The organism is Oceanidesulfovibrio marinus (assembly GCF_013085545.1).
In the GTDB taxonomy this organism is placed as follows: domain Bacteria; phylum Desulfobacterota; class Desulfovibrionia; order Desulfovibrionales; family Desulfovibrionaceae; genus Oceanidesulfovibrio; species Oceanidesulfovibrio marinus.
Genome location: NZ_CP039543.1, coordinates 4005090 through 4018942, shown reverse-complemented (window position 1 = coordinate 4018942; position 13853 = coordinate 4005090). Strand labels below are relative to the sequence as shown.

13 protein-coding genes are annotated in these 13853 nt (G+C 59.4%); 3 read left to right on the top strand and 10 right to left on the bottom strand.

Features of this window, described 5'->3' with window-relative positions:
- Window positions 1-108 precede the first annotated feature (108 nt).
- The 4 genes from E8L03_RS17700 to E8L03_RS17685 form a co-directional block, all read right to left on the bottom strand.
- A complete protein-coding gene (locus tag E8L03_RS17700; protein WP_244963565.1) occupies window positions 109-1470 on the bottom strand; it encodes a cytidylate kinase family protein in 1362 nt (453 codons plus the stop codon).
- 125 nt (window positions 1471-1595) lie between these two features.
- Window positions 1596-2069 carry a MarR family winged helix-turn-helix transcriptional regulator gene (locus E8L03_RS17695; protein WP_144305146.1) on the bottom strand — a complete coding sequence of 158 codons (474 nt, stop codon included), beginning with the start codon at window positions 2067-2069 and terminating at the stop codon, window positions 1596-1598.
- Window positions 2070-2409: 340 nt separating this feature from the next.
- Window positions 2410-2832 carry a GNAT family N-acetyltransferase gene (locus E8L03_RS17690; protein ID WP_216367914.1) on the bottom strand — a complete coding sequence of 141 codons (423 nt, stop codon included), beginning with the start codon at window positions 2830-2832 and terminating at the stop codon, window positions 2410-2412.
- A gap of 149 nt (window positions 2833-2981) precedes the next feature.
- The gene (locus tag E8L03_RS17685; RefSeq protein WP_171268058.1) at window positions 2982-3644 is read right to left on the bottom strand and encodes a Maf family protein; all 663 of its coding nucleotides are present in this window, start codon (window positions 3642-3644) and stop codon (window positions 2982-2984) included.
- A 244-nt stretch (window positions 3645-3888) separates the two neighbouring features.
- On the opposite strand from E8L03_RS17685, the gene E8L03_RS17680 reads away from it, so the two are divergent.
- From E8L03_RS17680 to E8L03_RS21040, 3 genes are all read left to right on the top strand, one after another.
- On the top strand, window positions 3889-4299 hold the full coding sequence (locus E8L03_RS17680) for a DVU0524 family FlgM-associated protein (protein ID WP_144305148.1): 411 nt from the start codon (window positions 3889-3891) through the stop codon (window positions 4297-4299).
- 30 nt (window positions 4300-4329) lie between these two features.
- Window positions 4330-4641, top strand: a complete 312-nt coding sequence (flgM, locus tag E8L03_RS17675; RefSeq protein WP_171268057.1) for a flagellar biosynthesis anti-sigma factor FlgM — start codon at window positions 4330-4332, stop codon at window positions 4639-4641.
- 289 nt (window positions 4642-4930) lie between these two features.
- Window positions 4931-7195 (top strand): methyl-accepting chemotaxis protein, encoded by a 2265-nt coding sequence (locus tag E8L03_RS21040; RefSeq protein ID WP_244963563.1) that lies wholly within the window; start codon window positions 4931-4933, stop codon window positions 7193-7195.
- 217 nt (window positions 7196-7412) lie between these two features.
- Here E8L03_RS21040 and fliW read toward each other — a convergent pair whose 3' ends face one another.
- The 6 genes from fliW to E8L03_RS17640 form a co-directional block, all read right to left on the bottom strand.
- Entirely contained in the window at window positions 7413-7874 is a 462-nt protein-coding gene (fliW, locus tag E8L03_RS17665; RefSeq protein WP_144305151.1) for a flagellar assembly protein FliW, read from the bottom strand.
- Window positions 7850-8089, bottom strand: a complete 240-nt coding sequence (csrA, locus tag E8L03_RS17660; RefSeq protein ID WP_144305266.1) for a carbon storage regulator CsrA — start codon at window positions 8087-8089, stop codon at window positions 7850-7852. Before csrA ends, fliW begins: the two co-directional genes overlap by 25 nt.
- A gap of 238 nt (window positions 8090-8327) precedes the next feature.
- Window positions 8328-9863 (bottom strand): flagellar hook-associated protein FlgL, encoded by a 1536-nt coding sequence (flgL, locus tag E8L03_RS17655; protein WP_342356080.1) that lies wholly within the window; start codon window positions 9861-9863, stop codon window positions 8328-8330.
- Window positions 9864-9881: 18 nt separating this feature from the next.
- Window positions 9882-12059: a flagellar hook-associated protein FlgK gene (gene flgK, locus E8L03_RS17650; protein WP_144305152.1), complete on the bottom strand. Its 2178-nt coding sequence runs from the start codon at window positions 12057-12059 to the stop codon at window positions 9882-9884.
- Entirely contained in the window at window positions 12059-12595 is a 537-nt protein-coding gene (locus E8L03_RS17645; protein ID WP_144305153.1) for a flagellar export chaperone FlgN, read from the bottom strand. The genes flgK and E8L03_RS17645 overlap by 1 nt, the downstream gene beginning before the upstream one ends.
- Before the next feature lie 18 nt (window positions 12596-12613).
- A complete protein-coding gene (locus E8L03_RS17640; protein ID WP_235896577.1) occupies window positions 12614-13852 on the bottom strand; it encodes a peptidoglycan DD-metalloendopeptidase family protein in 1239 nt (412 codons plus the stop codon).
- Between the last annotated feature and the right edge of the window lies 1 nt (window position 13853).

Sequence of the window (13853 nt, the reverse complement as noted above, 5' to 3'; positions counted from 1 at the left end):
TGATGTTTTTATGTTTGACAAGGCCGCCACATATTTTCAACGCATCCGCAAGCCAACACTATGCGGCGCATCCATCTTGCCCATTCATTTTCTATCAGCAGTGACACTCTAATTCCTGGCAGAGGCCATACTAGCGGATTGTGTAAAATTCTGCTTTGTCCTTGAAAAGAATTTGGCTTTTGCTGGCGCTAATTGCGGCTGTAACGCTGTGCCCTGAAGAGCATCTATGATTTTCTGGGCTACCTGCTCTGTCGTGTAAAGGGAGCTATCGATCGACATATGGTAATTTGTCAGATCCTGCCAGTGGCTTCCCGTGTACTTCGAGCAATAATTGGCCCGTTCGCGATCTGATCGTTCCAGCTCCTGCATCGCATTTTCCGGTACGACACCGTATTCCCCGATGAGCTTTGATCTGCGGTACTCCTTATTCGCATGGATAAACACATTGAAACAGTTTGGATTATCCTTCAAAACAAAGTTGGCGCACCGCCCGACAATGACACATGGCTCTCTGTTACATATCTCTCGAATGATTTTGCTTTGCACCAAGAACAGGACATCGGATGGCGGCAGCTTATCATCTACATACGCGTAGCTTTGCGCGTAGAGCTCGTCCAGCAGGGAGTTCGCCAGTCTCTGCTCATTGTGCTCAATGTATTCTGTGGTAAAGCCGCTTTTCTCCGCAGTTATATTGATAAGTTCTTTATCATAAAAGGAAATTCCCAGCTTCTGCGCTATGCATTGGCCAATCCCATGGCCGCCACTCCCGTATTCTCTGGCGATTGTGATAACGAGATTACTGCTCTCGGGCACGGCCGTGATCTCTTCCCCTGCCGGAGTATTCCCACGCAACCACGTATCGATTACAGCGAGCCTCTTATTGTAAACCTTGACCAGATATCCTACCAACAATGCCGCAGCAATAGTTCCTTCGCGAATCCCTGCCAACTTGCCCAGCAAAACAAAAGAGCTCACGACGCCTATGACAACCATGGAGCTATCAAAACAAACTTTCAGCTTGCCGAACTCTTTCTTGAACGCATCTGCAATAACAAGGGCCAGTCCATCGCCAGGCAGGTACGTGATCCGTGCCTTTACAGCCAGAAACACCCCGAATGCTATCGTCACACAGCTCAGCAGGCACCAGAACACCTGCAGCGCGTATGTTGGGGCTTCGACACTGGACAGAAGGAACAGCGCAAGATCAATACAAAACCCAAAGACTATTATTGCCGGCAGCTGCACCAATTGCAGCAAAGAGTAATTTTTGCGTAGAATTAAAATCTGCGCGACGATGAAGACAGTATTCATGGCGATAGTCAACTCGCCCAACGTATATTTAATTTTCAAGCTATACACATATGGAATACATGAAATTGGTGAGACTCCCAGATTCGCCTTCACCGACAAGGCGACTCCTACGGCCATGACAAAAAGAGCTACAACGAATACGACAATCCTCTTCAACATACGTTACCTTTCACTTTGCAAGTGGTGTCAAGCCAACCTAAAGAAACAAGAGATTTTTGACGTAGAACGAGTATCACGGATGAATCCGCGCAGGTACGCCCGCAGACAGCTCTACAGGCTTCTCACTACTCTTTGTGTCCATACTTTCCGTGTAACTTCGCGTGCATATTGCTGGTCATACGATCCAGCATGTTGAGCAACTGGAGTTGCTCTTCTTCGTCAAATTCGGCGAACAAGGCTTCATTATGCGCCTGGAGAATATCGATGATATCTTCCTGCAGATCTTTAATCTTGGCTGTAGGATACACGCGTTTTTTACGCCGGTCCTGCGGATCTTCCTCGCGGGAGACAAGCCCTTCCTTTTCGAGATTCTGCAAGGCGCGGGCGGTTGCTGCCCGGTCAATACATAAGGACCGGGTCAGGTCCTCCTGAATGATTCCTTCGCAACGCAGTATTTTCATCAAAAAGGGCAGGCTGCCGCGAGCAATACCAAGCTCCGACAGCGGCCCTGCCAGATAGACACTGCTCAGACGGTGCAATATCGACAGCTTGCGCCCGGGCGAGTCCTGTTCGAATTTCACTAATTTTTTTGGCGGCATAGTTCTCTTCCTTGGCAGTACGCTAATCGTTGACAAGTCAATAAATTGCCCGCACAAAACTGTCAACACATGAAAAAATATCCCTTAAATATTTTGAAATTATTAACGAACGAGATTGGAAAGAGACAATCTCTCGAAAGGTCCTTCGGTCCATCATGCGCATCGGCGCATTCCGCCTCAGCTCCGCCCTGCCCTCACCTTATACATGTGGGGACAGCTCGACTTTCTGCGAAATCAATATCCTGCGGAACCAGCGCTTCCAGTTCCTCGGCCAGAGACAGGTCGACCACGTTGATCAGCGTTATTGAGCTGTAATCATGCATATGAACGCATACAAATGCTAGTATCGCTTTTCCAGCACATAGCTCTCATCAAGCATATCGCCGGGGTTTAGAATCTTTACGATGCTGAAGCCACATTTATTGACATAGAAATTGTGGTTTCGCTTGGAAAATCCCGGCGTCTCAGTCCTCCAAACTTTTGCGTTCGGATACTTCTGTTCGATATGCTTCCATATTTTGAGCCCAAGGCCCTGATTCTGATATTCAGGATCGATGAAGATGGTTCCCAGCATATTTTCATTATTTGGAAAAATCCAAACAATATACATTCCGATGAGTTTTGAATCGAGCTCAACCTTGAATGCCGTACTATCCTCATGCAATGCCCATTTCCGTAAAAAATCGCCATTGTCATAGCCAGGAGGACCGCCCTCCTCTTTGTTCAAATGTATTCTGGTGTCCTCATCAAAGGAGCGTTTCATGATCCTTGTCATATCGTGAATATCGTTCTCCTCAAATTGAGAGAATCTTAATCCTTCATATGATGACACTTCTGACCCCTTCTCTTGGATTTGCCATGGGCGGGATCCCAAGGATCATATCCGAAATTATCCAATTATCTGGATACTCCTCAATCCACCAAAGCTTCCACCACCTCGGCCAGTGGTAGGCCCACGACGTTGGAATAGGAACCGTCGATGGCGCGAACCATGAACCCGGCTTTTCCCTGGATGGCGTAGCCCCCGGCCTTGTCCATGGCTTCGCGCGTGGCCACGTAGCGTTCCAGCACAGCCGTGTCCATGAGCGACATGAGCACCTGCGTGGTCACGGCAAAGGACTGTTCCTGCGCCGCGGGTTCTCCTGCGCCGCCCCCCTTCGCCATTGCCCGGCCGTCCAGCCAGCAGCAGCCAGTGGTCACGGCGTGGCGGCGCACTCCGGCCACGCGCTCCTCTGCCGTGGCGTGCTTTTTTCCGCACAACCCTTCCAGCATGCGCAGGGCGTGGGCCATGTCCGCCGGCTTGCCCAGAATGGCGTTGCCCAGCGCCACCACGGTATCCGCGGCCAGGATAAGCCGGCCCGGATTCCGCGCGGCCACCTCCCGCGCCTTGAGCACGGCCATGCGTGTGGCGTACTCCTCCGGAGTTTCCCCGGCTAGTGGCGGCGGCTCCTCGGCCGTGGAGGGAATTACCGTAAAATCGAGCCCCACCGAGGCAAGGAGCTCGTTGCGCCGCGGCGAGGCCGAGGCGAGAATGAACGAGGGGGCCCCCTCGACAATGGCTTCGGGATGCGTCATTATACAATAGTCTCCAGAATTTTTTTCGGCGTCCGGGGTGCAGAATCGCGTCCCTGTCGGAAAACCAGCGCTCATAAAGTGGCATGCTCCGACTTCCCGTGCAAGGTCCAAGAATTTTCGTACGTTATGGTGTGATATTTTATTGACGCTTAACTCGGTAATATTTCTTAACATTTTTTTCCGCCATTCCCTAAAGTCAAGCCATGAAGTGGTCGATATGCATACGTGAAGGGGTAAAATTGTCATGACCATGCAATCGTTCTACATGCGCAACATGCTTCGCGGCTACGACAAGCAGCTTGTCACCGCGCGGCGGTTGGCCCGGTATCGGCGGGCCCTCGGCGCAGGCTCTGTAGAAGAGCCCATTCCCCCGGAAGTGAAGCGCCGCCACCTGGTGGAGCGCATCGCCCGGGAGATTGTGGAGAACCTGATCATGTCCGGCACGGACAACCCCGTGGTAAATGAAATCAAGGAGCGACTGAACAACGAGTTCGGAAACCAACTGACGTTCGCGTTTCCACCTTCGGAACAGGACTTGCAGATATTCAAGGAAACTAAAGGCGGACCAATGGAGGTCTCGCCGGAAGAAAAAATCCGCATCTTGAATCGGCTGTGGCAAGTCACCCTGGACAAGGTGGACGACACCATGCTGTAACTGGATGTGACCTTCTGGGGGAGGTACACTATGGACATCAAGAAAGTATTGAGTGGTCTGGGACCGTACGATCAATCAAAGCTCGAGAAGACACGCAGCGATAAGCTTAAGAGCCAGCGGGAGTCCGACGCCGGAAGCTCGTCAGCCCGCGGAGACAAGGTCTCCATCTCGGACGAGGCGCAGCTGCGTACCGAGGCGTACTCCGCCGCAAGCAGTGCGTCCGACATCCGGCACGACAAGGTTGCCGAGATCAAGGCGAGGATCGAAGCCGGCGAGTACGAGATCAATACGCGCAAGATTGCCGAGAACATCGTCAAGGAAGATCTCGACTTCTTCAGCTAGGGGTGCGCCCGTGCCCCACCGTATCCGGAACCAGGCCCCTGCCCCAGCAGGGGCTTTTTTCGTCCGCCGGCTAGACCTGTCCGGCCCGCCCTTCTCACCCTGCCTTGAATTTTCTGTGCAATTCAGCACTGTTATCTCGCCCAACCCAGCAGAGCACCCTTTTTACGAAACCTCCCGTAATTCTTGACGACCACGGGTTGATATTGCTACTCAACGCACAGAATAATAAGCGCTTTCTATAGTATTTTCCCTTTCTTGCTTAATTCTCGAATCCGAAGGACGGCTGCCTATGAAGGTCGGAACAAAGGTCATGGCTACCGGAGTCGGAGTTGTCGCCCTCACCATCATCTGCGTCGTCGCCGTCCTGCTCTGGCGCGGCGGCGTTCTCGGCAGTACGCTCCAGGATTCGTTCGAGGAGCAGGCGCGCCATGAGCTGAAACGCGCCGCTTCGGATATGGAGCGCACTATCGCCCTGGGGGACGAGCTCTTGCGCGGCCAGCTCGAGTCCGCCAGCAACGCGGCCCGCGCCATGGCCGGGCTCCAGGGCAGCTTTTCCCAAGGCGGACGCGACGTCTCATGGAACGCCGTGAACCAGAAGACGCAGAGCGCCTCGTCCGTCACCCTGCCGGCCATGTACCTGGGCAATCAGTGGCTGGGCCGCAACGCCGACACGAGGGAGCCCACACCCTTTGTGGACGACGTGCAGGAGCACATGGACGTGACCTGCACCGTGTTCCAGAGGATGACCGAACAAGGCGACCTGCTGCGCGTGGCCACCAACATCGTCACCGATGGCGGCAAGCGCGCTGTGGGCACGTACATCCCCGCCGACTCCCCCGTGGCCCGGGCCATCGTGGCGGGCAACGCCTACCGCGGCGTGGCCAACATCGTCGGCTCCTGGTTCCTTACCCATTACGAGCCCATCCGCGACAACGGCGGCCGCATCATCGGCGCCCTGTACGTGGGCCTGGCCATGGACCGCGCCCCATCCCTGCGCGCTGCCGTGGCTGGCATGAAGACCGGCCTTACCGGCCGGGCGTTCGTGGTCAAAGGGTCCGGTGATGACCAGGGAACCGTGATCATCAGCTCCGACGCAGGAAGCGTCGGCTCCAACATTCTGGACAATGCCGATGCCGAGGGCCGCGCCGCCCTTGCCAATGCCTTTGATCGCGCCAAAGAGGCGCCGGCGGGCGAGGCCGTCACCGTGGCGTATACGCGGAACACGCCTGGGAGCGCTCCCCGCGAGATGCTCGGCGGCGTGGTCTACTACAAACCCTGGGACTGGATGATGCTGACGGCGGCGCCGCATGCGGAGTTCGAGGCCACGGCCGCCACCGTGACCCGCTCCATGGACAGCATCCTTTTATGGATCATCGCGGCCGGCGCGGCCGTGTTCCTGCTCAGCGCGCTCATCTGCTACCTGCTCTCGCGCTCCATCACGCGCCCCCTGGCCCACGTCACCGAGGTGCTCAAACAGTACAACCTGGGCAACCTGGAGGCGGACCGCGTTTCCATGGGCAAGGCCATGCCCTGCTCCGAGATCATGGGCTGCGGCAAGGACGAGTGCCCGTCATTCGGCAAGGACGCCTACTGCTGGATCGAGGCCGGGTCCTTCAACGCCACGCCATCCTGCCCCAAGGTGCTCAAGGGCGCGGACTGCCGGGACTGCAAGGTGTTCAAACGCGGGGCCGGCCACGAGATCAACGACCTGGGCTCCTCGGTGAACACCTTTGGCGAACGGCTGCGCGGCCTGATCATCGACACCCAGGGCAGCGTACGCAACGTCAACGGTGGGGCCGAGGAGCTGGCCGCCACGGCCGAGACGCTCTCCAAAGGCGCGACCGAGCAGGCCGCCAGCGTGGAGGAAATCTCCTCCTCCATGGAGCAGATGACCGCCAACATCCGCCAGAATGCGAAGAATGCCAAAGAAACAGAGACGCTGGCCGCCAAGGCTGCGGACGAGGCCGAACGTGGCGGGGAGTCCGTCTCCCGGACCGTAGAGGCCATGCGCAGCATCGCGGAGAAGATCTCCATCATCGAGGAGATCGCCCGGCAGACCAACCTCTTGGCGCTCAACGCGGCCATCGAGGCGGCCCGCGCAGGCGAGGCGGGCAAGGGCTTCGCCGTGGTGGCCGCCGAGGTGCGCAAGCTGGCCGAACGTAGCGGCGTGGCCGCGGCCGAGATCATGGAGCTCACGGGCTCCAGCGTGGACGTGGCCGAGAAGGCCGGCCGCATGCTCGCCGGCATGGTGCCGGACATCCAGCGCACGGCGCAGCTCATCCAGGAGATAAGCGCCGCCACCTCCGAGCAGGACGCCGGGGCCTCGCAGGTCAATGCGAGCATCCAGCAGCTTGACCAGGTCGTACAGCAGAACGCCTCGGCCGCCGAGGAGATGGCCTCCACCTCGGAAGAGCTGGCCGCCCAGGCCCGGCAGCTGGAGGAGATCACCAGCTACTTCAAGGTGCGCGCCCCGCGCGAGATACCGCGTCTTGCCCTGCCAGCCGGTCACGATGGAGCCGGCATGGCCGATACGCGCGACTTCACCCGCTACTGAGCTGCATAGACCAAGGGTCCGCCAGGATCTGCAGCAGGTGCTTCTGATACGAAACCCCGCCTTGCGTGGGGTTTTTCGTATTCCGAACGCAGGACTTCCGCGCCTGGAGCGTAGCCTCCAGGCTTGCCTGGTGGAGCAAGGCGGTCCCCCTGCCCTCGCCCACAAAAAAAGACCCCGCCTGGAAGCGGGGTCGGAAGATGCGTGGAGCAGCGACGGGCTACTTTTTTTGCGCGTTGAGCAGGTCGCTGAGGAAGAGCTTGGACGGATACTTGGTGTCCACCTGGGGAACCTGCAGGCCGATGCGCGCCCCGTAGTTCACCAGGATGGGACCGCTCAGGTTCAGGGCTGTGCGCTCCGGCGCGCCGCTGGGGATGGTCACGGTGACCAGCACCGCAACCTGCGAGGGGTCCTCCACCTGCAGGAGCTTCTGCTCCGCGTCGGCCACCTTGATCTCGTAGTCCGTGGTGAAGCTGAAGGGGTCTGCGACCATGAGACCCACGCCGGGATCGTCCATCGCCTGCAACATGAGGAACGGCGAGTCCTCCTGGAGCTGCAGGAGGACGAACTCCTTGCGGTTCTCGAACCCGATAAGCCCGCGCGGGAAGTGCAGCACCTTGGACAGATCCACGGTGCGCTCGCCCATGCGCGTCTCAATCACTTTTTCTTGGTTGGCTGCCATAGCGAAGTCACCGCAAAGACGTCCTCATCCGAGGCGCCGAGTGCGTCCTGGTTCTGCTCCTGCACCCGCAGATACACCTCCTCGCGGTAGACAGTCATGTCCCGGGGCACCTCCAGGCCAAGCTTGATCTGCTTGCCCTGCACGCTGAGCACCGTGACTTTGATGTCGTCGCCGAGGTAAAGGCTTTCGCCCGGTCTGCGGGTCAGAATAAGCATGGAATATGTAAGCCGATTCCTGTGGTTTCCATCATCTGCGCGCGGCGTGCGGTGCACCGCGATCTGCAACATGCAGGTTTCCGGATCGCACGCGCCCGGAAATTATGAGTGTACCCAAGAGGGACCACCCGCGTCTAGCGCATTTTCGCCTTGAGGCACGGCTCCCATCTGAAACAACTTGCTATTGCTTCGGGAAAGCGCACAAGCGCCCTCCCCCCCCGTGCAGAATTCGTCTGTCCTAAATGTAGTTGACCAGACTCATCTGCAGTATCTGCGAGGAGGACTTGAGCACGCTCTGGTAGATGATCTGCTGCTGGGCGAGCTTGGTCATCAGCTCGGTTACGTCCACGTCCTCCACGTCCGAGAGCTGCTCCGTGCGGTTCAGCTCCAGGCTGGAGAGCACGCTGTCCGCAACGTCCAGGCGGTTTTCCTTGCCACCTACGCGTGCCGCCTGGGTCAGCAGGTGCTCGCTGGCGACTGTCAGGTCCTCCAGCGCTTCCTGTATGCCGGACTGGTTGTTGGACTCCACATAGCCCACCAGCTTGCCCACGGTTTCGAAGATGTTGCTCGCATCGCCGTTCATGGCAGGCGTGGCGTTGGAGGCGAAAGGCTCGTAATACACGCCGCCGAACACGTCCTTGCCCACGGCGTTCACGGCGATCCGTTCGCCCGGAGAAATCTCGAAATCTATGTCCGCACGGCGCGGTCGGACGATGAACTGGTCGCCTGCGCTCAGGGTGTTGCCGCCGTTGGAGGCCAGATCCAGGGTGCCGCCGGGCAGGACAAGCGTCGCGCCGTCCGGAGTGGCGGCGTTGGACACGCTGTTGCCGGTCTTCCAGGTGGCGCCGCCGTCCAGGCTGTAGGAGTACTCGATCCTGGAGCCGAGGTCTGTGGCGCTGTCGATACGCACGTAGACATCTTCATTGAACTGCCCGTCGGCCGTGAACGCCAGCGGGCTATCGCCATAGTGGTCCACCTCGATGGCGTCCTTGTCGTCTCCCTTGTACACGGCTGTGGGCCGCACCCAGAGCCAGGAGCCATTGTTCTCGGACTCGTCCATCTGGTCGGTGTCCACCGCGGTCACGGCAGCGCCGTTCTCCATGGTCACCTGCACGCCGCCCAGGTCCAGCACGGTGTCGCCCGCGGCCAGGGTCGCGTCGGTCCAGGTGTCGCCGCCGTCCGTGGAGTAGCGGTAGTCGAGGTCGGCGCCGCCGCCCACTGTGCCGCTGTCCAGAAACTGGACCACGGTGGTGTAGTCGCGCGCACCGGTAATGGAGAAGGCGGTGCTGGAAAGATTGGCGTCGTTGGTGGTCACGGCCAGACCAGCCTCGAAGGCGCTATCGTTGGTCTTGTGACCGGCGAAGATGTGCTTGCCCTCGAACTCCGAGTTGGAAAGCGTGATGAGCTGGTTGAACAGCTCGCGGAGCTCGAACCCGACCTGCTCGCGGTTGTCCTTGCTCATGGTGCCGGTGGCGGCCTGCTCGGCCAGTGCCTTGCAACGGGTGAGCACGGTGTTGGCCTGCAGCAGGGTGCTGTCCGCCTGTCCCAGCCATCCGCGGGCGGTGCTCACATTCTCCCGGTACTGCCCCAGCCGGGAGAGCTCCGCACGGTAGGCGCGAACCCGCGCCGCGCCTGCCGGGTCGTCCGACGGCGCGTTGATACGCTTCTGGCTGGAGGCCTGTATGTTCAAGTCCATGTAATCGGTCAGCGTCCGATTCATGTTGCTGATGAAGTTCGAGTACAGGTTCAGCTGGGAGACTCTCATGTATGCCATGACGTCTTCTCCTGCCCGCTATTGCTTGAGTCCGAGCACGGTCTGCAGCATCTCGTCGGCGGTGGTGACGAGCTTGGCCGCCGCGCGGTACGCATGCTGATATTTAATAAGATTGGCCATCTCTTCATCCAGGTTCACGCCTGCGACCTGCTCCTGGCGATCGTTCAGATCACTCGCCAGGGCCCTGTTGTACTCGTAGGTAAACTTGCAGGTGGAGGTGTCCGCGCCGACCTGAGCCATGACGTTGCCGTAGTACTCGCCCAGGGTTTGCGTATTGGAAACGCCGAAGGAGCTGACCACGGTGACTGCCTTGGTGGCCAGGGCGGCGATGGCCAGGGCTGTGCCGTTGTCGCCCTCGTTGCCCTCGAACGCGCCGTTGACCTGCCCGGCGTTGATTTGCTCCGGGTTGGACATCACGGCGTCATTCAGGCCGAAATCGGTCATGTTGGAGCCGGTAAAGAAGGTGTTCACGCCCAGGGCCGCCATCAGGCCGGAGGTATCCGCGCCAAAGGCGAAATCGTAGCCGTCCGCCGCGTTGATGCGCAGCTTGTTGTCCACGATCTCGGCGTCCAGATAGGGGCCGAAGGTATTGTCGATGGCATCCACTACATCCTGCAGGGAATGCACGTTGGGATCGAAGTTCTGGATGCCGGGAGTGGCCGTGTCGAAGTCCAGGGGGCCGAAGACCGGGTTGCCACCGCCGCCGCTGACGAGCTCGCCTGTGGACTCGTCATACACGTAGAGGGTGACGTTGCCGGCGTTGGAGCCCAGGAAATCCCTCATGGGCAGGCCAGAGGAATCGCTGCCCAGCGCAACATTGGGATCGCTCACGGAGTAGGTTCCCGTGGCCTGGGAGACCGGGTTCAGTCCGGTGCCCTGGCTGTGCAGGCGGTTCACGTTCCAGACCATGCTCTTGACCAGACCGTCGAGCTTGTCGCGGTACTGGCCCACGTATCCCACAAAGTTCATGAGCCCGGTGACAGAGCCGCCCTGGAGCCGCCTGGGATCGTCGGAGCCGTCCCCGCGAATCTGCGGGGAGATGTTCATGAAGCTGGAGGTGTTCTGGTACCAGTACACGCCGCTGCGCGGCATGATGGAAAACTTGTCGCCCGCTTCGAGGTCCTGGGTCGCGTTTTCGAACCAGATCTCCAGGTCGCCGGCGCCGATCTTGCCGCCTTCGGGCCGGGCGTAGAAAATCTTTTCCTTGCCGTCAGCGCCCTTGAGCCAGGTCTGGCCGCCATCCAGAGAGACGCGGAACTGGGCCGTGCCGGCGCCCGAGGCGTTGGAGACCTGGCCGCCGCGAATCACCTCCACGGTGTACTCGAAATCAGAGGAGCCGGAAAACTCGATATCACCGTCGAAGTTGGACGACGGGATGAGGCTCTGCATGGCGCGGGGGCCTTCGAACTTGATCTCGTAGTAATCCGAGCCGTGGACCAGAGTCTGGCCGGCCTCGGTCATGATGGCGAAGTCCGTGCCGGCGCCCATCTCCACCTGGTTGGTCTGGGTGAACTCCGGGGAACCCTGGTTGGCGAAGCGGATGTCGATCTTCTCTGAGAGTTTGCGGACCAGGAGCGCGCGCTCGTCGTACAGCTGGTTGGCGTTGTTCGACCCCGGCACGTCGTGGATGTCGATCTGCTTGTTGATATCCGCGATGCGCTTGAGCAGGTCGTTGACCTCGTTCACTTCGCTCTGGATCTGGTCTTCGGCCTGCTTCTGCATGGCAGACAGATCGCTGTCCATGTTGCGCATGAGCGAAATGAGCTTGTAGCTGTCAGAGAGGAGTTGCTCGCGCGTGGAGGGGTCTTCCGCACGGAGCGAGAGGTCCTGCCAGTCCTGGAAAAACTTGTCGATGGATGCGCCAAGACCGTCCGCGACCGATTCGTCGAAGAGGTTGTCCACGCCCTGCAGGTTGGCCCACAGCGCCTCGAACCGGCTCTGGTCGGCGTTTTTGCCCACGTACTGCATCTCCACGAACTCGTCGAAGTGGCGGATCACCTCGGAGGCGACCACACCGGTGCCGATCTGGCCGGGCCGGTAGTCGATGGAGTACGCCTCGTCGAACCGGACCTCGCGACGGCTGTAGCCCTCGGTGTGGACATTGGAGATGTTGCTGCCGGTTGTGGCGATGGCAGCCTGGTTGCCGAACAGGGCCCACTTGCCCATATCCAGGAGGGAATTGATGCCGATGGCCATCAGAGCCTCCCGTTGAGCATAGCGGCCTCACTTTTGGATGATTTGTACCGACCGTGCGACGAGTAAGTCTGCTGCTTTTCCTTGGGCGTGATCTGGCTGTAGAGATACTCGGCCATGGCGCTGTTCTGGTCCATCAGGGCCAGGGCCAGCTCGGCGTTTTTCTCGGCCTGGCGAACAGTGCCCTGCTCGTTGGCGTCCACACTTTCCAGCAGCTTTGTCAGCAGGTCGGCCAGGGGCAGCGCCTTCTGCTCGTCGGAAAGGCCGATCACCCTTTCGAGGCCCTCGACCATATCCGCGGCCATGAGCTCCGGCGGAAGCTCGGCGATAAGACCGGCCAGCCGCTCGGGCGCTACTTTGCGCACATCGCCCCGCTCGTCGCATATCTGCCGAACCAGCTCGTGGATCTGCATTTCGAGCTGAGTCACCCGTTCCGGCGCGCGTTCCTTCAGCTGGGAATATTCTTCCTCAAGCAGTAAGCCGAGGAGCATGAACGCTTTGTTCTGTCTCTGGAGATTCTCTATAATCATTCTATACATGGCGCGGCCTCGTTGTTGCTAGGATCCCGTGATACCCTGCTCCTGTCTTGCCAGCATGGTCCTGCGGAGCCCTTCAGGGTCATAGGCCTGTCCCTCGTTGCGCAGCTCGAAGTGGAGATGCGGTCCGGTGGAACGGCCTGTTGATCCAACACTTGCAATTTTGTGGCCAGCTTTCACCATCTCACCCTGAGATACATCTAACCCCTCGGCATGACCGTAAAAACTGCGCCACCCGCCGGTATGCTCCAGGACTACAACCTTGCCGTATCCTGGCCTTTGCCCGGCAAAAACGACCTCCCCGTCCCAGCACGCATGCACCGGCGTGCCCTGCGGGGCCTGATAATCCACTCCGGCGTGGTAGGCGCGCTTGCCGGTAAAGGGATCGTTGCGCCAGCCGAAGGACGAGCTGACAACGCCATCCACGGGCTGCTCCAGAACAGGCAGGGAGGCCGTCAGTTGCATGCTCTTGGTCTCCTCCATACCCGACGCGGCAGAACCGCCCAGCCCGGCTCGGGCGGCGGCGAAACCGGCGCCTGCGGAGGCGACCACGGTGCGATCCTCGATGGGATCGGCCTTGGCCGGTCGCTGCGGCTTCTCCAGATGGCGCATGTTCTCGGGCGTCAGCCTGGGTTCCGGCGGCTCCCCGGCAGCGATGCGGGCATCGGACGGCGGGGGCGCGGATGCGCCGCGCGACGAAGAAACGCCATCATCCACCGGCGTGTACAGACCGTCGAGGAAGCTTTCGGAATCGCTGGCTACACTCTCACCACCCTGGCCTTCGACATCGGACAGCGGCTTGATCCGGCTCACGTTCACGGGCCGGACCGTCTCGACGTCCGGCGGGCGTAGGCCGGTCTCGGCATTGATGGGAATGGGCTCCGTGGCCTTGGTGGGCGATGTGGCCCTGCTGACCAACTGCGCCTGCTGCTGGAGCTGCTCGTAAAGGATGTCCGCGAGACCTATGCCGCCTGCGCTGGCGATCTTCTTGGACATCTCTTCGTCGAACATGGACTGGTAGATCTCCTCCTCCTTGGAGTGGAGAAAGCCCTCCTTGGGCACGGACTTGCGCATCTGTTGCCAGAGTTTGTTGATGAAGATGGACTCAAACCCCTCGCACGCCTCGCGCAGCTTCTTCTCCTTGTTCGGATCGCCCTTGAGGCGGTCACGCAGCGCATCGACGGACAGCTTCCGGCGGAGGGAGTCCTCCTGGGAAACGTTCGCCATGGCCATGTCGAGATCCGGCTTGGCGTCGAACATG